At 72.9% G+C, this 22,734-nt stretch carries 23 protein-coding genes; 14 read left to right on the forward strand and 9 right to left on the reverse strand.

Annotated elements, in window-relative coordinates; all coding sequences use genetic code 11:
- Window positions 1-1,122 (forward strand): allantoicase, encoded by a 1,122-nt coding sequence (gene alc, locus HHL19_RS14660; protein WP_169090058.1) that lies wholly within the window; start codon window positions 1-3, stop codon window positions 1,120-1,122.
- A gap of 184 nt (window positions 1,123-1,306) precedes the next feature.
- Here alc and HHL19_RS14665 read toward each other — a convergent pair whose 3' ends face one another.
- Window positions 1,307-2,053, reverse strand: coding sequence for an SDR family oxidoreductase (locus HHL19_RS14665; RefSeq protein WP_169089528.1), 747 nt, complete (start codon window positions 2,051-2,053; stop codon window positions 1,307-1,309).
- A gap of 181 nt (window positions 2,054-2,234) precedes the next feature.
- Here HHL19_RS14665 and HHL19_RS14670 point away from each other — a divergent pair, with 181 nt between their 5' ends.
- The 3 genes from HHL19_RS14670 (at window position 2,235) to HHL19_RS14680 (ending at window position 4,249) form a co-directional block, all read left to right on the forward strand.
- Window positions 2,235-2,846 carry a dihydrofolate reductase family protein gene (locus HHL19_RS14670; RefSeq protein ID WP_169089529.1) on the forward strand — a complete coding sequence of 204 codons (612 nt, stop codon included), beginning with the start codon at window positions 2,235-2,237 and terminating at the stop codon, window positions 2,844-2,846.
- Window positions 2,847-2,962: 116 nt separating this feature from the next.
- On the forward strand, window positions 2,963-3,898 hold the full coding sequence (locus tag HHL19_RS14675; RefSeq protein WP_169090060.1) for a DMT family transporter: 936 nt from the start codon (window positions 2,963-2,965) through the stop codon (window positions 3,896-3,898).
- A 9-nt stretch (window positions 3,899-3,907) separates the two neighbouring features.
- Entirely contained in the window at window positions 3,908-4,249 is a 342-nt protein-coding gene (locus HHL19_RS14680) for a hypothetical protein (RefSeq protein WP_169089532.1), read from the forward strand.
- Between the two features lies 1 nt (window position 4,250).
- Here the strand turns inward: HHL19_RS14680 and HHL19_RS14685 are convergent, their stop codons facing one another.
- The gene (locus HHL19_RS14685; RefSeq protein WP_169089534.1) at window positions 4,251-4,475 is read right to left on the reverse strand and encodes a hypothetical protein; all 225 of its coding nucleotides are present in this window, start codon (window positions 4,473-4,475) and stop codon (window positions 4,251-4,253) included.
- A gap of 144 nt (window positions 4,476-4,619) precedes the next feature.
- Here HHL19_RS14685 and HHL19_RS14690 point away from each other — a divergent pair, with 144 nt between their 5' ends.
- Genes HHL19_RS14690 through HHL19_RS14700 form a run of 3 tightly spaced genes read left to right on the forward strand, consistent with a single transcriptional unit; the run spans window position 4,620 to window position 6,941 of the window.
- Window positions 4,620-5,831 (forward strand): histidine kinase, encoded by a 1,212-nt coding sequence (locus tag HHL19_RS14690; RefSeq protein WP_169089536.1) that lies wholly within the window; start codon window positions 4,620-4,622, stop codon window positions 5,829-5,831.
- The gene (locus HHL19_RS14695; RefSeq protein WP_169089538.1) at window positions 5,828-6,514 is read left to right on the forward strand and encodes a response regulator transcription factor; all 687 of its coding nucleotides are present in this window, start codon (window positions 5,828-5,830) and stop codon (window positions 6,512-6,514) included. Before HHL19_RS14690 ends, HHL19_RS14695 begins: the two co-directional genes overlap by 4 nt.
- Window positions 6,515-6,524: 10 nt before the next feature.
- Window positions 6,525-6,941: a PaaI family thioesterase gene (locus tag HHL19_RS14700; protein ID WP_169089541.1), complete on the forward strand. Its 417-nt coding sequence runs from the start codon at window positions 6,525-6,527 to the stop codon at window positions 6,939-6,941.
- Here the strand turns inward: HHL19_RS14700 and HHL19_RS14705 are convergent.
- Window positions 6,938-7,936: a Gfo/Idh/MocA family oxidoreductase gene (locus HHL19_RS14705; protein ID WP_169089543.1), complete on the reverse strand. Its 999-nt coding sequence runs from the start codon at window positions 7,934-7,936 to the stop codon at window positions 6,938-6,940. The genes HHL19_RS14700 and HHL19_RS14705 overlap by 4 nt on opposite strands.
- A 161-nt stretch (window positions 7,937-8,097) precedes the next feature.
- On the opposite strand from HHL19_RS14705, the gene HHL19_RS14710 reads away from it, so the two are divergent.
- The 6 genes from HHL19_RS14710 to HHL19_RS14735 are packed head-to-tail and all read left to right on the forward strand — an operon-like array spanning window position 8,098 to window position 14,246.
- A complete protein-coding gene (locus HHL19_RS14710) occupies window positions 8,098-9,117 on the forward strand; it encodes a sugar ABC transporter substrate-binding protein (protein ID WP_169089545.1) in 1,020 nt (339 codons plus the stop codon).
- Entirely contained in the window at window positions 9,114-10,178 is a 1,065-nt protein-coding gene (locus HHL19_RS14715; RefSeq protein ID WP_169089547.1) for an ABC transporter permease, read from the forward strand. The genes HHL19_RS14710 and HHL19_RS14715 overlap by 4 nt, the downstream gene beginning before the upstream one ends.
- The gene (locus tag HHL19_RS14720; protein WP_169089549.1) at window positions 10,175-10,972 is read left to right on the forward strand and encodes an ATP-binding cassette domain-containing protein; all 798 of its coding nucleotides are present in this window, start codon (window positions 10,175-10,177) and stop codon (window positions 10,970-10,972) included. Before HHL19_RS14715 ends, HHL19_RS14720 begins: the two co-directional genes overlap by 4 nt.
- A 56-nt stretch (window positions 10,973-11,028) precedes the next feature.
- Entirely contained in the window at window positions 11,029-12,195 is a 1,167-nt protein-coding gene (locus tag HHL19_RS14725; RefSeq protein ID WP_169089550.1) for an ROK family glucokinase, read from the forward strand.
- The gene (locus HHL19_RS14730) at window positions 12,192-12,794 is read left to right on the forward strand and encodes a hypothetical protein (RefSeq protein WP_169089552.1); all 603 of its coding nucleotides are present in this window, start codon (window positions 12,192-12,194) and stop codon (window positions 12,792-12,794) included. Before HHL19_RS14725 ends, HHL19_RS14730 begins: the two co-directional genes overlap by 4 nt.
- A gap of 36 nt (window positions 12,795-12,830) precedes the next feature.
- On the forward strand, window positions 12,831-14,246 hold the full coding sequence (locus HHL19_RS14735; RefSeq protein WP_169089554.1) for a DEAD/DEAH box helicase: 1,416 nt from the start codon (window positions 12,831-12,833) through the stop codon (window positions 14,244-14,246).
- A gap of 68 nt (window positions 14,247-14,314) precedes the next feature.
- On the opposite strand, the gene HHL19_RS14740 is transcribed toward HHL19_RS14735, so the two are convergent.
- Both HHL19_RS14740 and HHL19_RS14745 read right to left on the reverse strand, forming a co-directional pair.
- On the reverse strand, window positions 14,315-15,565 hold the full coding sequence (locus HHL19_RS14740; protein WP_169089556.1) for an MFS transporter: 1,251 nt from the start codon (window positions 15,563-15,565) through the stop codon (window positions 14,315-14,317).
- A gap of 133 nt (window positions 15,566-15,698) precedes the next feature.
- Entirely contained in the window at window positions 15,699-16,958 is a 1,260-nt protein-coding gene (locus HHL19_RS14745; RefSeq protein WP_169089558.1) for an ATP-grasp domain-containing protein, read from the reverse strand.
- Between the two features lie 320 nt (window positions 16,959-17,278).
- On the opposite strand from HHL19_RS14745, the gene HHL19_RS14750 reads away from it, so the two are divergent.
- Window positions 17,279-17,680 (forward strand): helix-turn-helix domain-containing protein, encoded by a 402-nt coding sequence (locus HHL19_RS14750; protein WP_169089559.1) that lies wholly within the window; start codon window positions 17,279-17,281, stop codon window positions 17,678-17,680.
- A gap of 163 nt (window positions 17,681-17,843) precedes the next feature.
- Here HHL19_RS14750 and HHL19_RS38505 read toward each other — a convergent pair whose 3' ends face one another.
- From HHL19_RS38505 to HHL19_RS14770, 4 genes are all read right to left on the reverse strand, one after another.
- Window positions 17,844-18,311, reverse strand: coding sequence for a LuxR C-terminal-related transcriptional regulator (locus HHL19_RS38505; protein ID WP_346768342.1), 468 nt, complete (start codon window positions 18,309-18,311; stop codon window positions 17,844-17,846).
- 556 nt (window positions 18,312-18,867) lie between these two features.
- Entirely contained in the window at window positions 18,868-19,935 is a 1,068-nt protein-coding gene (gene hisC / locus HHL19_RS14760) for a histidinol-phosphate transaminase (protein WP_169089561.1), read from the reverse strand.
- 208 nt (window positions 19,936-20,143) lie between these two features.
- On the reverse strand, window positions 20,144-21,508 hold the full coding sequence (gene aroA, locus HHL19_RS14765) for a 3-phosphoshikimate 1-carboxyvinyltransferase (RefSeq protein WP_346768343.1): 1,365 nt from the start codon (window positions 21,506-21,508) through the stop codon (window positions 20,144-20,146).
- A 269-nt stretch (window positions 21,509-21,777) separates the two neighbouring features.
- The gene (locus HHL19_RS14770; protein ID WP_240981600.1) at window positions 21,778-22,224 is read right to left on the reverse strand and encodes a flavin reductase family protein; all 447 of its coding nucleotides are present in this window, start codon (window positions 22,222-22,224) and stop codon (window positions 21,778-21,780) included.
- Window positions 22,225-22,734: the final 510 nt, after the last annotated feature.

Consider the following 22,734-nt stretch of genomic DNA (forward strand, 5'->3'; position numbering starts at 1 on the left):
CTGCATACATCTCCTCTGGCCTCCTTCACCGGCGACGCCAGCCCCTACGGCGGCGGTGACCCGTACGCCGACTACCGCACGGCCGAGTTCCCCTTCACCCAGTACGCGGACCTCGCCGACCGCCGCCTCGGCGCCGGAGTCATCGCCGCCAACGACGAGTTCTTCGCCGAGCGCGAGAACCTCCTCAAGCCCGAGGCCGCCGAGTTCGACCCCGAGCACTTCGGCCACAAGGGCAAGATCATGGACGGCTGGGAGACCCGCCGCCGGCGCGGCGTCTCCGCCGCCGAACCGCACCCCACCGCCGAGGACCACGACTGGGCCCTCGTCCGGCTCGGCGCCCCCGGCGTCATCCGCGGCATCGTCGTCGACACCGCCCACTTCCGCGGCAACTACCCGCAGGCCGTCTCCGTCGAGGCCGCCTCCGTGCCCGGCTCGCCCTCGCCCGAGGACCTCCTCGCCGACGACGTGAAGTGGACGACGCTCGTCCCGCGCACCGCCATCGGCGGCCACGCGGCCAACGGCTTCGCCGTCGACGTCGAACAGCGCTTCACCCACCTCCGCGTCAACCAGCACCCCGACGGCGGCATCGCCCGCCTCCGCGTGTACGGCGAGGTCGCCCCCGACCCGGCGTGGCTGAACGTCCTCGGCACCTTCGACCTGGCCGCGCTGGAGAACGGCGGCCGGGTCGAGGACGCCTCCGACCGCTTCTACTCGCCGGCCACCAACACCATCCAGCCCGGCCGCTCCCGCAAGATGGACGACGGCTGGGAGACCCGCCGCCGCCGCGACAAGGGCAACGACTGGATCCGCTACTCCCTCGTCGCCGAGTCCGCGATCCGCGCCGTCGAGATCGACACCGCGTACCTCAAGGGCAACAGCGCCGGCTGGGCCGCGCTCTCCGTCGCCGCGGAGGGTTCGGACGACTGGACCGAGATCCTGCCCCGGACCCGCCTCCAGCCCGACACCAACCACCGGTTCGTCCTCGACACCCCGGCGGTCGGCTCCCGCGTCCGCATCGACATCTACCCGGACGGCGGCATCTCCCGCCTCCGCCTCTTCGGCTCCCTGACCGAGGCGGGCGCCGCCCGCCTCACCGCCCGCCACCAGGAACTCGGCGGCTGACACAGCCCGTACGACCCCGGGGCCGGCCGGCCGACACCGACCGGCCCCGGCGACGACCGGGCGGGCACGACACCCCGCCCGGCCCGCGAGGGCGCACCGACCCGACAGCACCGGTGCGCCCTCCGCCCCCTTTTTTTGGGTTCGGTTCGCCTCCGGGGCGCTGCAGCCGGGGGAGCGTTCCGCGTCAGGCCGCGTGGCCGCCGTCCACCGAGAGTTCGGCGCCGGTGACGTAGCGGGTCTCCGGGCCCGCCAGGTAGGCGACGGCGGCGGCGATCTCGTCCGGGGTGCCGAAGCGGCCCAGGGCCGTCAGGGACGCCTGGCCCGCCGCGTACGGGCCGTCCGCCGGGTTGAGGTCCGTGTCGACCGGGCCCGGGTGGACGAGGTTCGCGGTGATGCCGCGGGGGCCCAGTTCCCGGGCCAGGGCGCGGTTCAGGCCCACCAGGGCCGACTTGCTGAGGGTGTACAGCGTGCCGCCGGGGCCCGCGACCCGCTGGGTCATGCAGGTGCCGATCGTGATGATGCGGCCGCCGTCCGGCAGGCGTTCCGCCGCCGCCTGGGAGGCGAGGAAGGTCGCGCGGACGTTCACCGCGAGCACCCGGTCCACGTCCGCGAGCGTCAGCTCGGCCAGCGGGCCGAGGACGCCGACGCCGACGTTGTTGACCAGGACGTCGAGGCGGCCGAGGTCGTCCGCCGCCCGGTGCACCGCCCCCGCCGCGTCCCCCGCGTCCGCCGCGTCGGCCCGCAGCGGCAGGGCGCGGCGGCCGGTCGCCTCGATGCGGGCCGCGACCTCCTTCGCCGCCGCCTCGTCCCGTACGTAGGTGAAGGCCACGTCCGCCCCCTCCCGGGCGAGCCGGACCGCCGTCGCCGCGCCGATCCCACGGCTGCCGCCCGTCACCAGTGCCGCCGTCCCGGCCATCCTCGTCGTGGACATCGCTTCCGCCTCCTTGATCCGTCACAACTGGTTGCGGATTCAAGGAAACCCGGGGCGGGGCGGCCGCGCTGGCGGGCATCGGACGCCGTCCTCGCCCGCGCGCGGGCCGATGAGTTTCGGATGCGCGCCGGGTCGATACGGATGGGACACGACGTCCCCGCACTCCCGAAAGGCGACCGCCATGGCCACTCTCAGCCTGACCCAGTTCCTCACCCTCGACGGCGTGTACCAGGCCCCCGGCGGCCCCGACGAGGACCGCAGCGGCGGCTTCGCGCACGGCGGCTGGTCCGTGCCCTTCGGCGACGAGACCTTCCTGCGCCACGTCGAGGAGATCTTCGCCCGGCCCACCGCCTTCCTCCTCGGCCGCCGCACCTACGACATCTTCGCCGGGTACTGGCCGCGGCACGACGACCCCGCCGACCCCGTCGCGAGCAAGCTCAACGCCCTGCCCAAGTACGTCGTCACCACCACCCTCGACTCCGCCGGCTGGAACGGCACGACCCTGCTGCGCGGGGACGCCGTCCAGGAGGTGACCGCGCTCAAGGAGCGCCTCGACGGCGAGATCCAGATGCACGGCAGCGGGGGCCTCGCCCGCACCCTCCTCGCCCACGACCTCATCGACACCCTCCACCTGCACGTCTTCCCCGTGGTCCTCGGCACCGGCTTCCGGCTCTTCGCCGAAGGCGCCCGGCCGACCGCGTTCCGGCTCACCGAGTCGGCCGTCACCGGCACGGGCGTCGCCCTCCACACGTACGAGCGCGCCGGCCGTCCCACGTACGGCAGTTACGCCTGAGGGAGGCGGGAGAAGAAAGGTGTAGCCACCATGGGCCGGGCCCGGTACGGTGAGCCTCCCGCGTGCGAGCCGCCGACGTCTCCACCCCTTCTCACGAGTGGGAGACCCGGACCGACATGGCCGCTCCGTCCGCCCCGGCGCCCGCCGTCACCGCCCCCTTCGGTGCCCGCCGCGCCTGGCTCACCGACCTGCCGCTGCTGCTCGTCGCCGTCTTCTGGGGCGGCAGCTACCTCGCGGCCAAGGGCATCACCACGAGCCACACCGTCGTCGCCGTCCTCGTGCTGCGCTTCGCGCTCGTCGTGCCCGTCCTCGTCGCCGCCGGGTGGAAGGGGCTGCGCCGGCTCACCGGCGCGCAGTGGCGGGGCGCCGGACTCCTCGGGCTGATCCTCGCCGGGATCTTCCTCCTGGAGACGTACGGCGTCGTCCACACCTCCGCCACCAACGCGGGCCTGATCATCAGCCTCACCATGATCTTCACCCCGCTCGCCGAGGCCGCCGTGACCCGGACGGCGCCCTCGCGGGGCTTCCTCGGTGCCGCCGCGCTCTCCGTCGCCGGCGTCGTGCTGCTCACCCAGGGCGCCGGGTTCACCGCGCCGTCCCTCGGCGACCTGCTGATCCTCCTGGCGGCCCTCGCCCGGACCGTGCACGTCCTCGCCATGGCCAGGACGACGGCCGTGCGGTCGGCGGACTCGCTCTCCCTGACCACCGTGCAGCTCGGCACCGCCGTGCTCGTCTTCGCCGCGCTCTCCGCCGCCGGAGGCGGTACGACCCCCTGGGCGGCGGCGCTGGACTTCGGGCCCCGCGAGTGGGCCGGCCTGGTCTTCCTCTCCGTCTTCTGCACGCTCTTCGCCTTCTTCGTGCAGATGTGGGCGGTCCGCCGCACCTCGGCGTCCCGGGTCAGCCTGCTGCTCGGCACCGAGCCGCTGTGGGCCGCCCTCGCCGGCATCGCCCTGGCCGGCGACCGGCCGGGCGCCCTCGGCCTGGCCGGCGCGGTCCTGGTGCTCGCGGGCACCGCCTGGGGGCGCCGGAGCGCCGTCCCCGCCGCCCAGTAGGTTGTGATCATGTCAACCTCCGGCACCGGTGCCCGCCCCGAGTCCCCGCTCCTCGTCCGCGCCCGCCGCTCCCAGGGCCGCGGTCTGCTCATGCTCGCCGTGGCCGGGCTGCTCTGGGGCTGGTTCGCCGTCCTGCTCGTCACGCCGTACGGCGACGACGGCGAGTGCCCCGCCCCGGTCGCCAGCGAGTACGTGCACGACGACGAGTGCGTCGAGAGCCGCGACTGGCCCTTCATGACCCTGCTCCTGGGCGGCTCCGTGCCCTTCGCCGCCCTCGGCGCCGCCGTCTACGCTGGCGCGAGCGCCGAGCGTCGCGTCGCCGAGCACCTGGACGCCGCGCCCCGCGGCTGAATCAGCCCTTCCGCTCCACCCGGTCCGAGACGACCATCACGACCAGGCCGAGCGCGGCGATCACCAGGTTGGTGAAGACCTCCCGGCCCTCCAGGAACCACACGTTCTCGGTGAGGAAGCGGGTCGCGCCCATCAACGAGAACCAGCCGTCCGTCAGCTCGCGCACCACCCCGCAGACCCCGAACACCGTGAGCAGGAAACCGGCCACCTCAAGGAATCGCTTCATACGGCGATCATGGGCGCGCCCGGCGGCCCGCCGCGTCGGCCACCGGTCCACCGCCGTGCGACCGAAGTATCGATCCGCGCGACTTCGGTAGCGGCCGGGCGCCGCGGCCCGGTGCGGCGGGCCCCGGCTGCGTACATTGCGGATATGACGCGAACGGACCGGCAGCGCTGGCTGCTCCCCTCCCACCTGGTCGCACCGGCCGGGACCGGGGGCGCCCGGCCGCGCCGTACCGTCCGCGACTGGGTCGTCGACACCCTGGTCTTCCTGCTCGCCGCCCTCTTCGGCCTCGTCGCCATCGACACCAGCGCCCGCTACAACAGCGACCCCGTCAACCTGACGGACCAGATCGTCGGCGCCCTCGCCTGCTGCGCGCTCTGGCTGCGCCGCCGGTGGCCGGTGGGGCTCGCCGCCGTCCTCGCGGTCGTCGGCGCGCTCGTCCCGGCCGCCGCCGGGGCCATGCTCGCGAGCCTCTTCAGCGTCGCCGTCCGCCGCCCCTTCCGTGACCTCTCCTGGATCGTCGCGCTCGCCCTCGCGGGGGCCGTCGCCACCGTCTTCGTCCGGCCCGACCCCGAGACCGGCAGGCTCCTCGGGATCGTCCTCGGCGTCGCCCTCACCCTCCTCGCCATCGCCTGGGGCATGCTCGTGCGGGCCCGCCGCCAGCTCGTCGAGGCGCTGCGCGAGCGCGCCGAGCGCGCCGAGTCCGAGGCCGAGCTGCGGGCCGCGCAGGCCCAGCGGCTCGCCCGCGAGGCCATCGCCCGCGAGATGCACGACGTCCTCGCCCACCGGCTCACCCTGCTCAGCGTCCACGCCGGCGCCCTGGAGTTCCGCCCCGACGCCCCGCCCGAGCAGATCGCCCGCGCCGCCGGCGTCATCCGCGACAGCGCCCACGACGCCCTCCAGGACCTGCGCGAGATCATCGGCGTCCTGCGCGCCCCCGGCGAGGACGGCGGCGGCGACCGGCCGCAGCCCACCCTCGCCACCCTCGGCGAGCTCGTCGACGAGTCCCGCGCGGCCGGGATGCGGGTCGTCCTCGACTCCTCCGTCGACGACCCCGGCGCCGTGCCCTCCGCCACCGGCCGCACCGTCTACCGCATCGCCCAGGAAGGGCTCACCAACGCCCGCAAGCACGCCCCCGGTACCGAGGTCACCGTCACCCTCAGCGGCCGGCCCGGCGCCGGGCTCACCGTCGAGGTCCGCAACCCCGCCCCCGCCGGCGCCGTCCCGCACGTCCCCGGCTCCGGCCAGGGCCTCATCGGCCTCTCCGAGCGGGCCGCCCTGGCCGGCGGCCGCTTCGACCACGGCCCCACCCCCGGTGGCGGCTTCGCCCTCACCGCCTGGCTACCGTGGCCCCCATGACCATCCGGCTCCTCGTCGTCGACGACGACCCCCTGGTCCGCGCGGGCCTCACCCTGATGCTCGGCGGCGCCCAGGGCATCGAGATCGTCGGCGAGGGCTCCGACGGGAGCGAGGTCCCCGACCTCGTCGCCCGGCTCGCCCCCGACGTCGTCCTCATGGACATCCGCATGCCGCACGTCGACGGGCTCACCGCCACCGAACGGCTCCGCGCCCGCCCCGGCGCCCCCGAGGTGATCGTCCTGACCACCTTCCACGCCGACGAGCAGGTGCTGCGCGCCCTGCGGGCCGGCGCCGCCGGCTTCGTCCTCAAGGACACCGCGCCCGCCGAGATCGCCGGCGCCGTCCTGCGGGTCGCCGCAGGGGACCCCGTCCTCTCCCCGGCCGTCACCCGCCAGCTCATGAGCCACGTCGCCGGCGCGCCCGAGGCCCGGCCCCGGCGCGACATCGCCGCCGAGCGGCTCGCCGGGCTCGCCGACCGCGAGCGGGAGGTCGCCGTCGCCGTCGGACGCGGCGCCTCCAACGCGGAGATCGCGGACCGGCTGTACATGAGCGTCCCCACGGTGAAGACGTACGTCTCCCGGCTGCTCGCCAGACTCGGCCTCAACAACCGGGTCCAGATCGCCCTGTTGGTCCACGACGCCGGTCTCCTCGATCACGACCCGCCGGAGAGTACCGGCGAGTAGGGTGGCGCGGGTGACCGACATCGCCACCCTCGCCCTGGCCCGGGACATCCTGCGGGCCCAGCCCTTCAGCCGCCTCGTCGGCGCCGACGTCCGCGCCTTCGGCGACGGCGGCGCCACCCTCGAACTGCCGATCCGCGAGGACCTGCGCCAGCAGAACGGCTACGTCCACGGCGGAGTCCTCTCCTACGCCGCCGACAACGCGATCACCTTCGCCGCCGGCACCGTCCTCGGCGCGTCCGTCCTCACCGCCGGCTACTCCATCGACTACGTCCGCCCCGCCACCGGCGTCACCCTGCGCGCCCGTGCCGAGGTCCTCCACTCCGGCCGCCGCCAGGCCGTCGTCCGCTGCGAACTCCTCGCCGTCGACGAAGAGGGCGACGAGACCCTGTGCGCCCTCGCCCAGGGCACCGTCCGCACGGTCGGCTAGCCCTCCGCCGACACCGCCGCCGGCCGGTTCTCCCGACGGGACCGCTCGCAGGCCTCCGCGACCCGCAGCGCGGCCAGCGCCTCGTGCCCGTCGCACGGGTTCGGGGCCTCGCCGCGCACCAGGCGCACGAAGGCGTCCAGCTCCGCCTCGTACGCCGGGGCGAAGCGCTCCAGGAAACCGGGCCACGGCTTGGGCGGGGGCGCGGGGGAGTGGGGTTCGAGCGAGGTGAGCGGGGTCCGCTCGTCCAGGCCGACCGCCAGCTGGTCGAGATCGCCCGCCAGCTCCATCCGCACGTCGTACCCGGCGCCGTTGCAGCGGGTCGCCGTCGCCGTCACCAGGGTGCCGTCGTCCAGGGTGAACAGCGCGGCGGCCGTGTCCACGTCACCGGCCTCGCGGAACATCGCGGGGCCCGCGTCCCCGCCGCGCGCGTACACCTCCACGACCTCCCGGCCGGTCACCCAGCGCACCATGTCGATGTCGTGGATCATGCAGTCCCGGAAGAGGCCGCCGGAGAGCGGCAGATACGCGGCGGGCGGCGGCTCCGGGTCCGAGCTGACCGTCCGCACCGTGTGCAGCCGCCCGAGCCGCCCCGTGCGGACGGCCTCCCGCGCGGCCCGGTAGCCCGCGTCGAAGCGGCGCATGAAGCCCAGCTGGAGCTCGGTGCCCGCCTCCGCGACCGCCGCGAGCGCGGCCAGGGTGCCCGGCACGTCCAGGGCGATCGGCTTCTCGCAGAAGACCGGCAGGCCCGCCCGCGCGGCCCGGGCGATCAGCTCCGCGTGCGCGGCCGTCGCCGAGGCGATCACCACCGCGTCCACGCCGGCGCCGAGCAGCGCCGCCGCGTCGGGCACGGCCTCGGCGTCCACGGCCGCGGCCACCGCCCGGGCCCGCGCCGCCTCGGCGTCGGCGACGACCAGCGAGCCGACCCCCGGGTGCCGGGCGAGCGCCCCCGCGTGGAAGCTCCCGATCCGGCCCGTACCGATCAGTCCGATGCGCATGGCCCCACCGTGGGCCGCCCCGCCGGGCGGTGTCAAGGCGGTCCCGCCGCTGGTCCGTACGTAGGTCCTGGCGGAGCGGGGTAGGCCCCCTGGCGAGCCGCGGTACCCGCATGACCGATACTGCAATGCACGCAGAAGGACACAAAGGAGGGCACGGCCTCGTGACCAGGCTTCGGACAGGAGGGGTACGCGCCGCGATCGGCGCCGTGCTCGCACTCGCGCTCACGGGAGCGCTCGCCGGGTGCAGCAGCACGGGCGGCAAGCGGGCCGAGGACGCCCGCAAGGCGGCCGCGGCCCAGGGCCGGGCGGCCGTGGACACCCCCCGCTGGACCTTCGCGATGGTGACCCACTCGGGCGACGGGGACACCTTCTGGGACATCGTCCAGAACGGCGCCGAGCAGGCCGCCGCCAAGGACAACATCAACTTCCTGTACGCCCACGACGACGAGGCGCAGCAGCAGGCGCAGCTGATCGACTCGTACGTCGCCAAGGGCGTCGACGGGCTGATCGTCACCCTCGCCAAGCCCGACGCCATGAAGGCCTCCGTGGAGAAGGCCGTCAAGGCCGGCATCCCGGTGATCACCGTGAACTCCGGCGCCGAGCAGTCCAAGGCCTTCGGCGCCCTCACCCACATCGGCCAGGACGAGACCGTCGCGGGCCAGGCCGTCGGCGAGGAGCTCACCCGGCGCGGGAAGAAGAAGGCCCTCTGCGTCCTGCACGAGCAGGGCAACGTCGGCCACGAGCAGCGCTGCGCCGGCACGAAGGAGACCTTCGACGGCGAGCTGGTCAGCCTCTACGTCGACGGCACCAACATGCCCGACGTGAAGGCCTCCATCGAGGCCAAGCTCCAGTCCGACCAGGACGTCGACGCCGTCGTCACCCTCGGCGCCCCCTTCGCCGACGCCGCCGCCCAGGCCGCGAAGAGCGCCGTCAGCGAGGCCGAGATCGACACCTTCGACCTCAACGCCAAGGTCGCCGCCGCCCTGGAGGCCGGCACCCTCGGCTTCGCCGTCGACCAGCAGCCCTACCTCCAGGGGTACGAGGCCGTCGACCTGCTCTGGCTCCACCGCTACAACGCCGACGTCCTCGGCGGCGGCAAGCCCGTCCTCACCGGACCGCAGATCATCACCCGGGACCAGGCCGGGAAACTGAAGCAGTACGCGGAGCGGGGGACCCGATGAGCGCCACCGCGCCCCCGTCCGCGCCGGGCGACGGCCTCGACCACGTCGACGAACGCCTCCTGCGCACCACCCCGCTGAAGAAGCTCCTCGGCCGCCCCGAGCTGGGCTCGGTCGTCGGCGCGCTCGCCGTCTTCGTCTTCTTCGCGGTCGCCGCCGACGGCTTCCTGCGCCCCGCCGGCCTCGGCACCGTCCTGTACGCGGCCTCCACCCTCGGCATCATGGCCGTGCCGGTCGCGCTGCTGATGATCGGCGGCGAGTTCGACCTCTCCGCCGGCGTCCTGGTCACCAGCTCCGCGCTGGTCTCCTCGATGTTCAGCTACCAGATGACGGCGAACGTCTGGGTCGGCGTCGGCGTCTCGCTGCTCGTCACCCTGGCCATCGGCGCCTTCAACGGCTTCATGCTGACCCGTACGAAACTGCCCAGCTTCATCATCACGCTCGGCACCTTCCTCATGCTCACGGGCCTGAACCTCGGCCTCACCAAGCTGATCACCGGCACCGTCTCCACCAAGTCGATCGCCGACATGGAGGGCTTCCCCTCCGCCCACTCCGTCTTCGCCTCGACCCTCACCGTCGGCGGCGTGGAGCTGAAGGTCACCATCCTGTGGTGGCTCGGCCTGGTGGCGGTCGCCACCTGGATCCTGCTCCGCACCCGCTTCGGCAACTGGATCTTCGCGGTCGGCGGCGGCGCCGACGCGGCCCGCGCGGTCGGCGTCCCGGTCTACCGGACCAAGATCGGCCTCTACCTGGGCGTCGCCTTCAGCGCCTGGATCGCCGGCCAGCACCTGCTCTTCTCCTTCGACGTCGTCCAGTCCGGCGAAGGAGTCGGCAACGAGCTGATCTACATCATCGCGGCCGTCATCGGCGGCTGCCTGATCACCGGCGGCTACGGCTCGGCCATCGGCTCCGCCGTCGGCGCCCTCATCTTCGGCATGACCAGCAAGGGCATCGTCTACGCCGAGTGGAACCCCGACTGGTTCAAGTTCTTCCTGGGCGCGATGCTGCTCCTCGCGACGCTCCTGAACGCCTGGATCCGCAAGCGCGTGGAGGCCACCAAGTGACGGCACCGACGACGACCCCGCTGGTGGAGCTCGACGACGTCTCCAAGTACTACGGCAACATCCGCGCCCTCGAAGGGGTCTCCCTGGAGGTCGCGGCCGGCGAGATCACCTGCGTCCTCGGCGACAACGGCGCCGGCAAGTCCACCCTCATCAAGATCGTCGCCGGGCTCCACCGGCACGACGCCGGCACCTTCCGCGTCGAGGGCGAGGAGGTCACCCTCGCCAACCCGCGCGACGCCCTCGACCGGGGCATCGCCACCGTCTACCAGGACCTCGCCGTCGTCCCGCTCATGCCCGTCTGGCGGAACTTCTTCCTCGGCTCCGAGCCCACGAAGGGCAAGGGCCCCTTCAAACGGCTCGACGTCGAACGGATGCGGACCACCACCCGCGAGGCGCTGCTCCGCATGGGCATCGACCTGCGCGACGTCGACCAGCCCATCGGCACCCTCTCCGGCGGCGAACGCCAGTGCGTGGCCATCGCCCGCGCGGTCCACTTCGGCGCCAAGGTCCTCGTCCTCGACGAGCCGACCGCCGCCCTCGGCGTCAAGCAGTCCGGCGTCGTCCTGAAGTACGTGGCCGCCGCCCGCGACCAGGGCCTCGGCGTGGTCCTCATCACCCACAACCCCCACCACGCCTACCTCGTCGGCGACCGCTTCGTGCTGCTCAAGCGCGGTGTGATGGCCGCGAGCCACACCAAGGACTCGGTGACGCTCGACGAGTTGACCCGCCAGATGGCGGGCGGCAGCGAGCTCGACGACCTCCGCCACGAGCTGGAGCGGCCCGCCGGACCGTGACCCGCCCCGGGCTTCATCACGCGGACCCGACGTCCCTCCTGGCAGAATCGACCCCGATGAGTACCTACCGTGACCCCGCCGCCCGGAGCGGTGTCCTGCGGACCGTCGGGACCCGCGAGCGGCGCTCCCACCTGTCGGCGCCCCGGGTGCCGACGGTGGGCATCGACATCGGCGGGACCAAGGTGATGGCGGGCGTCGTCGACGCCGACGGCACCATCCTGGAGAAGATCCGCACCGAGACCCCCGACAAGTCCAAGAGCCCCAAGGTCGTCGAGGACACCATCGTCGAGCTGGTCCTGGACCTCTCCGACCGGCACGACGTGCACGCCGTCGGCATCGGCGCGGCCGGCTGGGTCGACGCCGACCGGGCCCGCGTCCTCTTCGCCCCCCACCTCGCCTGGCGCAACGAACCCCTCCGCGACGCCCTCCAGGACCGGCTCGCCGTCCCCGTCATGGTGGACAACGACGCCAACACCGCCGCCTGGGCCGAATGGCGCTTCGGCGCCGGACGCGGCGAGGACCACCTCGTCATGATCACCCTCGGTACGGGGATCGGCGGCGCCATCCTGGAGGACGGCAAGGTCAAGCGGGGCAAGTTCGGCGTCGCCGGCGAGTTCGGCCACATGCAGGTCGTGCCCGGCGGCCACCGCTGCCCCTGCGGGAACCGCGGCTGCTGGGAGCAGTACAGCTCCGGCAACGCCCTGGTCCGCGAGGCCCGCGAGCTGGCCGCCGCCGACTCCCCGGTGGCGTACAACATCATCGAGCGGGTCAAGGGCAGCGTCCCCGACATCACCGGCCCCCTCATCACCGAGCTGGCCCGCGAGGGCGACGCCATGTGCGTCGAGCTGTTCCAGGACATCGGGCAGTGGCTCGGCGTCGGCATCGCCAACCTCGCCGCCGCCCTCGACCCCTCCTGCTTCGTCATCGGCGGCGGCGTCTCCGCCGCCGACGACCTGCTCATCGGCCCCGCCCGGGAGGCCTTCCGCCGCCACCTCACCGGCCGCGGCTACCGCCCCGAGGCCCGGATCACCCGCGCCCAGCTCGGCCCCGAGGCCGGCATGGTCGGCGCCGCCGACCTCTCCCGGCTCGTCGCCCGCCGCTTCCGCCGCGCCAACCGGCGCCGGGTGGAGCGCTACGAGCGGTACGAGCGCTACGCGCAGGCCTTCCGCGCCGGCACCCACGGACGCGGCACCCCCCGCACCCCCGAGGACCCCGGCTCATGACCGTGCACCCCCAGCCGCCGAGCCCGCCCGAGGAGCGGCTCCCGGAGGAGCGCCAGGACCGGCCGCGACTGCCGGAGGAGCGGGGGCGGATGCTGCGCCGCCGCTGGCTGACGGCGGTCATCATCGTGCTGCTCGTCGGCATCCCCGCCGGCTATCTGCTGATCTCCGCCGGGCAGAGCCGGGAGAGCGGCATCGACAAGGAACGCGAGTCCTCCGTCGTCGGCCTCCAGGACAACTGGCCCTCGCTGATGAAGCGCCGCGTCTTCGAGGTGCCCGTCCCGGCCGGCGCCTCCGGCGTCGCCTACTACGAGACCAGCAACTGGAAGACCAGCCGGCTGTACGTGCAGTTCACCACCACGGCGACCGGCCTCGACACCTTCCTCGCCGAGTCCGGAACCGGCCGCTCCGTGCTCACCCCGGGCCGGATCACCGTCTCCGACCGGGACGCCGACATCGTCGGCTGGAGCTTCCCCGACGGCCTGAGCTGGTCGGGCACCACCGTCGACCGCGAGGACCCCCGCCCGTCCACCGACCTCACCGTCGACCTCACGGACCCGGCCTTCCCCCGCGTCTTCGCCGTCTCCACCACCAGCCCCTGACCGGCGCCGCCCCCGCGACGGGTCACAATGGACCCCATGAACAGCTCCCCCCGTCCCACCGCCGCCGACGACTTCACGCAGCACGCCGGCGCCACCCCGGCGCTCCCCGCCGTCGACTCCTTCGACGCGCTCGGGCTGCCCGCCGCGGTACGGGAGCTGCTCACCGCCCAGGGCGTCGTCACCCCCTTCCCGATCCAGGCCGCGACGCTGCCGAACGCCCTCGCCGGGCGCGACGTCCTCGGCCGCGGCAGGACCGGCTCCGGCAAGACCCTCGCCTTCGGGCTCCCGCTCCTCGTGCGCCTCGCCGGACGCCGGGCCGAGGCCCGCAAGCCCCGGGCGCTGGTCCTCGTGCCCACCCGCGAGCTGGCCCAGCAGGTCACCGACGCGCTCGCCCCGTTCGCGGCGGCGCTGGGGCTGCGCCTCGCCACCGTCGTCGGCGGCATGTCCATCGGACGGCAGGCGACCGCGCTGCGCGACGGCGCCGAGGTCGTGATCGCCACCCCCGGCCGCCTCCTCGACCTCGTCGAACGCAAGGACGCCCGGCTCGACCGGGTCGAGATCACCGTCCTCGACGAGGCCGACCAGATGGCCGACCTGGGCTTCACCGACCAGGTCACCGCCCTCCTCGACCTGGTGCGCGAAGGCGGCCAGCGGCTGCTGTTCTCCGCCACCCTCGACCGGAACGTCGACCTCCTCGTCGACCGCTACCTGAACGACCCGGTCGTCCACGCGGCCGACCCCTCGGCCGCCACCGTCGACGGCATGGACCACCACGTCCTCCAGGTGCACGGCCCCGACAAGTTCGCCACCGCCACCGAGATCGCCGCCCGCGACGGCCGCACGATCATGTTCCTCGCCACCAAGGCGTCCGTCGACCGCTTCACCGCCCACCTGCGCGGCAGCGGCGTCCGGGCCGCCGCCCTGCACGGCGACAAGTCGCAGCCGCTGCGCACCCGCACCCTGGAGCGGTTCCGCACCGGCGAGGTCACCGTCCTCGTCGCCACCAACGTCGCCGCGCGCGGCATCCACGTCGACGAGATCGACCTCGTCGTGAACGTCGACCCGCCCGCCGACCACAAGGACTACCTCCACCGCGGCGGCCGCACCGCCCGCGCCGGCGGCTCCGGCACCGTCGTCACCCTCGTCCTGCCCGACCAGCGCAAGGACGTCCTGCGCCTCATGGCCGACGCCGGACTGCGGCCCGAGGTCACCCAGGTCCGCTCCGGCGAGGCCCGGCTCAGCCGCCTCACCGGAGCCAAGGCCCCCACCGGCGTCCCCGTCGACGGCGCCGCCCCCAGCGCCGAGCGTCCCAAGCGCGGCGGCGCCCAGTTCCGGGGCATGGGCACCACCCCCGGCAAGCCCGGCCGCGCCAAGAACGAATCCCGCCGCTCGGCCGAGGAGCGCAAGCTCGCCGAGGCCCGCAGGGCCGCCCGCGTCCGCCGCGGCCGCTGACCCCGTCCCGGGCGGAAGCCGCGTCACACACGACTTCCGTCCCGCCGGAAAGCGGTCAGTCGGTGAGGTCAGTCGGTGAGGTCCCTGGTGTGGCGCACCTTGCTGAGGAAGAGCGCCAGCGGTGCCAGGAAGGCGACCGCGCAGCCGGCGAACAGGGCGTTCCGCGCTCCGAAGGCCTCGGCGGAACTACCGCCCAGCAGCGCGCCGATGGGAATCGCTCCCCAGGTGAAGAAGCGGACGGAGGCCACGACGCGTGGCAGCAGGTCCGGTGGGGTGACGCTCTGGCGGTGGGTGCGGGTGAGGATGCTGAAGGCGGTGATGCCGGCGGCGAAGCCGGCCTGGCCCAGGCCGAAGCACACAGCCGTCCAGCTCGAGTGAGCGAGCGGCATGCAGAGCGTGATGACCGCTCCCACGGCGGTCGCCGCCAACGAGGCGCGTGCTGATCCGATCGTGGCCGCGAGGCGAGTGGTGACCGCGGCACCCGCCAGGGCGCCCACCCCGTCGCAGGCGAGTACGAGTCCGACCGTCCCCGCCGACAGGCCGGCCGTGCGGACGAGGAAGACCGGTGCGATGGCCAGGAGCGCGCCGGAGGACAGGTTGAAGGCGGTGGAGGCCAGTACGCAGGGGCGTATGACCGGGTGGCGCAGCACGAACCTCACACCCGCCTTGATCTGCTCCGTGAAGGGTTCGTGACTGCGCGCGGGGAGGCGGGACCCCTTGCCGGGGATGCGCCAGAGGAAGACCGCAGACAGCAGGTAGCTGACCGCGTCGGTGAGGAGGCTGGTGGCCGCGCCCAGCATCTGGACCAGAAGGCCGCCCAGGGACGGGCCGGCCAGCTGGGTCGTCGCCAGGGTCCCGGAGAGGAGACTGTTGCGGGCCGTCAGCTCCTCCTTGCTGACCAGGGCGGGCAGGAAGGAGGTGTTGGCCACGTCGAAGAGGATGTTGGCGAGGCTGATGAAGAGCCCGACCAGCACGAGCTGGGTGAGCGTCAGCATGTGCAGCCACGCGGCGACGGGGACCGAGGCGATCAGGGCGGCCCTGATCAGGTCCATCGCCACCTGCAGCCCCCGCATCGGGAAGCGCTGCACGATCACACCGGCCGGAAGGCCGATGAGGACCGCCCCCGCGTAGCTGGCGGCCGTGATGATGCCGACCTCGAAGGCCGACGCGTCCAGAACGACGAGGGCGGTCAGCGGCAGGGCGATGGCGGTGATGCCGGATCCCAGGCTGCTGATGCCCGAGGCGGCCCAGAAGTACCAGAATCCTGAGCCCGAGGAGGCGCCGCTGTGCGGCGCGGTGGTCTGGGGGCTGGTCGCCATGGCGGGATTCGTCTCCCTCTTCGTTGGGGGACCCGAGAAGGTCCGACGAGCCGGTGTTTCCGCCGGCGTGGGGCGTGCGCGGGGGGACCGGACGGTGAGGGACGTCACCGGTGCGGCGACCCCGTGCGCGGGTTCAGACCACCTCGCCGCCCCACGGGCGCGCCCTGAGCCGGAACTCCAGGTGGGAGACGGCCTCCTGTGCCGCCTTCAGCGCGGCGTCGGCGGTGTCCGCCCGAGCCCGGACGGCCGCCAGCCGCGAGTCGGAGTCGACGAGACCGGCGATCGTGGCGCCTGGCTTGGCGAGCACCGAGACCTCGGTGACCCCCGGCACGGCCGCCGCCTCGTCCGTTCCGGTGACCGCTTCGAGGACGCCGGCCGTGTCGACCGAGCCGAACCAGATCGACGAGGCGTGTGTCGGCCGGTCGGCGGCGCCGAGGGCCGCCCGGATGCCCGGCAGCACCCGCTCGCCGAGCGCCTGGCGGACCGCGCAGTCGTCGATGTCGACACCGGTGGCGTCGAGGGTCAGGTCCGGGATCCTGTCGCCGCCCATACGGACGTGTGTCTCGATCAGCCGCGGGCCTCGGCCGGTGAGGACGACCTCGGTGTGCGTGGGTCCGTCGCGCACGCCGATGGCCTCGAGTATCCGCTTCACGTACGTCTCGATGTTCCGCCTCTCCGCGTCGGGGAGGGGGGCGGGCGACACGTGTCCGAGTTCGACGAAGCTCACGGGGTCGGAGTACTTGCGGGTGACCCCGACCACCTCGTGCTCGCCGGACTCGGAGAACGCCTCGACGCTGAACTGCGGACCGTCGAGGAACTCCTCGACCAGCACGCCCGTGTCGGCCGGGTCGTGCCCGCCCCCGAGGGCCCGCTCCCAGGCGCGCTCCAGCGTGCTCTCGGACGTGACTCTGCTGACTCCGGCACTGCCCGCGCTGGACACCGGCTTGACGATGCACGGCAGGCCGTGCCGCCGGACGAAGGCGCGCAGCTCGTCGAGGTCACCGACGCGCGCCGAGGCCGTGGTGTCGACCCCCTTCTCACGCAGCCAGGCGCGCATCGCGGCCTTGTCGTGGGCCAGCTTCACCGTTTCCGGGCTGTGGGCGGTCATTCCCAGCGCCTGGGCGATCGCCGCGTAGGGGACCTGGTCCGACTCGCCGAACGAGGCGACACGGGTGAACGGATCGAACTTGTGCACGGACATGGCCAGGTCGATCCACTCCTGCTCGGGGGCGTCCCTGCGGAGGCAGACGACCCGGGTGTTCCCACCGGGCTCGCGGATCCGGCCGATGTAGGTGATGTCGCAGATGACCGTGGTCCGGGCCCCGGGCGCGAAGCGGCGGATGCGAGGAGGGAAGTCGCGACCGGGGCCTACGACCAGGATGTGCTCGGACATGGGCTGTCTCCTTGGGGTGACGGGGTGACGGGGTGACGGGGTGACGGGGCGTCGGGGCGTCGGGGGAGGGCTGGTGGCTGGGCCGGCTCACGGACGGTGCCGGTGCTCGCCCTCAGGCGGGAGCGAGGATCCCGGGGGCCGTGTCACGGTGTCGACGACGTCGTACCCGTCCTTCGCCGCGCGTCTCGCGACGGCTGCGCCGAGTACCCGTGCGCCACCGCCTGCCAGGACCCGTTCCATGCGCCACACGCCCCTCTCGTAAGATCGCGACCAACGGTATAGATTTGAAACCGGTATCTTCAACGAAACCGGGAGTGGCCATGGGCAAGGCGTACAACGTGATGGCGGCGACCTGCCCGAGCCGCACGGTGCTGCAGCGCATCGGCGCCCGCTGGACCGTGTTCGTCGTCAACGCCCTTGAGGACGGGCCCCGCCGCTTCGGCGAACTGAAGGGGCATATCCGGGGCATCACCTCGAAGGCCCTCACCGAGACCCTGCGCTCCCTGGAGGCCGACGGCCTGATCAGCCGCCGCGAGTACGACGAGAACCCGCCCCGCGTCGAGTACGCCCTGACACCGCTGGGCCGCTCCCTGCTCGTCCCGTTGCGCGCCGTGCGGCTCTGGGCCGAGGAGCACGTCCCGGACATCGAGATGGCCCGGGCCCGGCAGCCGGGTCCCTCCCCCCGTGGCACGACCGTCGGCATGAGTCTTGTCGAGGGCTGACGACCGGCCGGCCTGACGTCGCTCGCGGTCCCCGGGCGCCCGGCACCCCTGCTTCGAGGAGTGCCGGGACGGGGCGGGCGGGGCGGTGCGGGGACTCCTCGTCAGGGAGGAGCGGCGGGCGCGCTGGCCACCTGCGGAGGAAGCGGTCCGGCCGCGGTCCGGTTCACAGGCCCGAGTGCAGGGCGTAGAGGGCGGCCTGGGTACGGTGGGTGGCGCCGATCTTCGAGTAGATGCTGTTGAGGTGGTTCTTCACGGTCTTCTCGGATATGCCGAGGTTCCGGGAGATGAGCCGGTTGCTCAACCCCTCGGACAGCAGGCGCAGTACGCCCTCCTCACGTGCGGTGAGGGCGGGGCCGACGGACGGCGCCTCTCTTTCGAGGACGAGGGTGGACGCCGGGGCGGGCCGAGTGGCGGCTCCGGGGTCGGACAGGCCGGTGTCCCGGGCGTAGAGGGCGGCCTGGGTGCGGTGGGTGGCGCCGATCTTCGAGTAGATGCTGTTGAGGTGGTTCTTCACGGTCTTCTCGGATATGCCGAGGTTCCGGGAGATGAGCCGGTTGCTCAACCCCTTGGACAGTAAGCGGAGCACGTCCAACTCTCGACAGGTGAGCCCTACGATCGGCGCTGCTTTCACGGCCTGCCTCTCCTTTCGTCTTCCGATGGGTATGAGGAAAAACGTCCAGGGACTTCGTTCGTGCGGCGTCCCGGCTCATGGGTGGTGTGCCCGCGGGGTGGCCCGGCGGAGCGCTCGGCGACGTGGCGCCGGCTCGGGGACGCTGGACGTGGGTGTGTGGCCGTGGGTGTGGCCGTGGGAGGGGGAGCGGAGGGGAGCCGGCCGGACATGACGCGACTCCAGGGCCCGGGGCGGGCGCTGGAGTCGTGTGGGCGACCCGGCGAGGTGCCCATGGCGGAGGCCGCCGCGAGGGGAGAGGCGAGGCGCCGGCGTGTGGGCCGGTGGCTGTGGTGAGCCCCCTCCGGAGCGGAGCCTTCCGTTCTGGTGGCCGTTCTGCGCGCCTCCGAATCCGGCGGTTCGATGGTGAAGGCGCGCGTGGATGACGGCAATGGAATCCCCCCGTGTGAATGTGCCATGTCGTTCGCGAGATGAGAACGGCGACCTCGTGAGGCGTCGACGACGGAGCAGCGGCACGGGTGCCCGGCCGGCGTTCCCGTGGCCGCTGCGGCGGGCCGACTCAGACGTGCCAGGCCGCGGCGATCTTCAGCAGGCGGTCGTTCGCCTCGGGGGTACCGATGGTCACTCGTACGCCCTCGTCGCCGAAGGGGCGCACCATGACCCCCGCGGCCTCGCACGAGTCGGTGAACGCGCGGGTACGCGAACCGATGGGCAGCCAGACGAAGTTGGCCTGGCTCTCGGGCACCTGCCAGCCCGCGGACCGGAGCGTGCGGGTGACCCGGGCGCGCTCGGCCACCAGGGTTCGAATCCGTTCCAGCAGTTCGGGTCCCGCGTCCAACGAGGCCCGAGCGGCGGCCCCGGCGAGTCCGCTGACGCCGAACGGCACGGCGCAGGCCCGCAGCGCGGCCGCGACCGGCGGATGCGCGATCGCGTAGCCGACGCGCAGTTGAGCCAGGCCGTACGCCTTGGAGAAGGTGCGCAGAACGGCGACGTTGGGACGCTCGCGGTACAGCTCGATGCCGTCGGGGACGTCGGGGTCGTCGACGAACTCCCGGTACGCCTCGTCGAGCACCACCAGCACGTGGCCGGGCACCCGGTCGAGGAAGCGTTCGAGCTCGCCGCGGCGTACGGCCGTGCCGGTCGGGTTGTTCGGGTTGCACACGATGACCACACGGGTGCGGCTCGTCACCGCGTCGGCCATGGCGTCCAGATCGTGCCGGCCGTCACGCAGCGGAATCCGCACCGCCGTCGCCCCGTTGGCCCAGGTGAGCTGGGGATACGCCTCGAACGAGCGCCAGGCGAACAGTACTTCGTCTCCTTCGCCGGCCGCGGCGCGCAGCAGATCCCTGGTCACTCCGAGGGATCCGGTGCCGGGTACGAGGTGCTCCGGGGGCACCGCGAGCACCTCGGACAGTTTCGTGACCAGCGCGCGGTTGGCGGGATCGGGGTAGCGGTTGACGCGCCCCAGCTCCTCGCGCATCACGTCGACGACGGACGGCAGCGGGGGATAGGGGTTCTCGTTCGACGACAACTTGTCCACCCGGTCGTCGGGAGCGGCCCGACCGGGGACGTAGGGAGGAAGCTCGGAGACGTCGGCGCGCAGTCGGGGCGCAGGTGTGGGGGGCATGCGGTGGAACTTCCTGAACGAGGGCGGACGGGCGTGCGGGTGCCGTTCACCGGGGCCCGATGGGCCCCGCGAGGCGATGGAGGCGTGTGCGCGTCGGATCGGCCCGTATGCCGACGGCTCCGGCGGGTTCGACTGCGCGTGTCGTGTACCTCTTGGGTCCGGTGGCACCCCGCGCCGCGGCGTGCCACCGGACCTGCCGAGGGCGGAGTCAGGCGACGACTCCGGCAGGCGCCTTCTCCTCCTCGACGGACGCGGTCCGTACGCCCGCCTGGGCGAACTCCTCCAGGAACGTGGGGAAGGACAGCCGGACGTCCTCGAAGCCCGAGAACCGGTTGGCGGACTGCATCCGCAGGCCTGCCACGAACAGCGACATGAAGATGCGGTGGTCGCCCCAACTGGACAGCGTCACTCCGCCGGGGTACGTCCGCGCGCCGCGGACCAGGAAGCCGTCGCAGACCCCGTCCTCGTAGAGGACCTCGATGTCCACACCCGCGCGGGTCAGTTCCGCGGCCATGGCCTCGATGCGCGACGCCTTGTGGAAGCGGGTGAGACGCCCCCCGGTCACCCGGAGGCTGCCCTGCACGTACGCCCCGAGCGCGGCGAGCGTGGGCACGATGTTGGGGCAGTCCCGCGCGTCCACCTCGAAGTCGCCGGACATGCTTCCGGGCGGGTTGTCGACGGTCAGCGACGAGGTGGACCGGTCGAAGGTGACCTTCACCCCGAGCTGCTCCAGGATCGGGACGATCGCGAACTCGCCCTGAAGGCTGTCGCCGTACACGTTGGTCAGGACGGTCCGGCCGGGGAAGAGCGCGGCGGCGGCCAGCAGGTACGAGGCCGAGGTGTAGTCCTCCCGTACGGTGACGTCCTGGGGCTGGTAGGGGGAGGGCTCCACCTGGAAGTGACGCATGTCCTCCGACGCGGAGACCTTGATGCCCGCGTCGGTGAGGCTCGCCAGCGTCTGGCGGATGTACGACTGGGAGAAGACCTCGCCCGTCACCTCGATCTCCACCGGCTCGTCGGCCAGCGGCGCGGCGAACAGGATGGCGGTGATGAACTGGGAGCTGATGTCACCCGGCAGCCGGCAGGTGCCGCCCTTGAGGGTGTGCCCCCAGTTGACGACCGGGGCCTGGTCCTTGTCGGCGATCGACTCGATGTCCGCGCCGAGTTCGCGCAGCGCCTGCAGCAGAGGCTCCATCACGCGCCTGCGCAGGGTCGCGTCACCCGTGATGACGACCGGCGACGGCTGGACGGAGGCCAGTGCCGTCATGACGCGGAAGACCAGCCCCGAGCCACGGGACTGGATGACGCGCTGGACGCGCGGGGACGACTGCCCGATGCCCTGGATCTCCAGGAAGCCGTCGTGCTCGGATATCTTGGCGCCCATGGCGCGGCACGCGTTCTTCATCGTCTCCGTCTCGTCGCACCGGAGATCGTTGTATACCCGCGATGTGCCGTCGGCCAGTGTGCCGACCAGAATCGCCCGTTGCGTCTCCGGTTTCGAAGACGGGACGCGGAATGTCCCGGAAAAGGAATCGACCGGATCGACCTTCAGTAGCATCCTCGTATCTCCCATTTCCCATCATTCGCCGCCTGGTGCCTCTGCGGGCGATGTTATTTTGACGTCAGGGCCGGCGATATCCGCGGATAGAGGAGACGCCAATCCACCGCCTGCCGCTCAGATGTCGGGACGTCAGGCATAAAATCCCTCCTGGCGTGCAACGACAGCCGCTCCTTTGGTAGCGGGAGCGCGATAGGAATTCTGTGCCTCGCGTGCCCTCCGGGCAATAGGTCGATCTTCCCATGACGTTCTCGGGAGGACCTTCCGAAAGGCGTCCGGCCTGCTCAGGCCAAGGACCGGAAGTCTTTCTCGTAATAGACCATGGGGGTCGCCGTGGCCTCGCCCAGGCGTGCGTCCGACACCCGGCCGATCAGGATCGTGTGGTCCCCGGCCGGATGCCGGGCGAACACCTCGCAGTCCAGCTCGACGAGCGCGCCCGCGACCGTCGGCAGCCCGTCAGGGGTGCGGGACAGGCCGCTGGATGCGAACTTGTCGGTGCCCTTGGCCGCGAACTGCTCTGCCAGCGGCTTGTGTTCGGGGCGCAGTACGCTCACGGCGAAGTGCCGGCAGGAGTCGAACGCCTCGAAGGAGTCGGCTGTGTTGGCCAGGCAGACCAGGATCAGCGGCGGGTCCAGGGACACCGAGCAGAACGAACTCGCCGTGAAGCCGCGCGGCCGTCCGCTGCCGCCCAGGGTCGTCACCACCACGACTCCGGCCGCGAACCGGGCCATGGCCCTCCGGAAATCCTCGGAGCTCGCCTGCCGTACAGTCTCCGCTGTCACGGCAGCCCCCATCCTGTCCCGCGGGTCGCGGTACGGTCCTGCGGCCCGGCCGTGGGGCCGTATCCCCGCGGCGTGCGGCGCCGACGATGTCCGCAAGGCGAGAACGGTATTCCATCGCATGGTGCTCGGGTGTCGGGACGCAAGTGGGCGAGTACCTCCTGTGCGTGCGGCGACTGCCTTCGTCCGGCGGGTTGGGTACTTGAGGATCCTGTGCCTTGTGCGGCGTGTGGGCAATAGGTCCATCTGCCCATGGTGTTTCCGGCCGACTGCGTCCTCGGATCCGTCCCGGCGGCTCTGCCCGTGCGCTCGGCCGGTCCCCGGACCGGCGCCGGTCTCGACATCCTGCGCGCGCACGTCGGCCGAGGGCCGGTCGACCGCGTGCTCCCGGCGGTCGGCCGTGCCGTCCTCCCCGCCGCTCGTCCGGGGCGGCGACTTCTCCGTCGGGCCGGCCGTGCGCCC

The sequence above is a fragment of the Streptomyces sp. R302 genome (assembly GCF_012927245.1).
GTDB lineage: Bacteria > Actinomycetota > Actinomycetes > Streptomycetales > Streptomycetaceae > Streptomyces.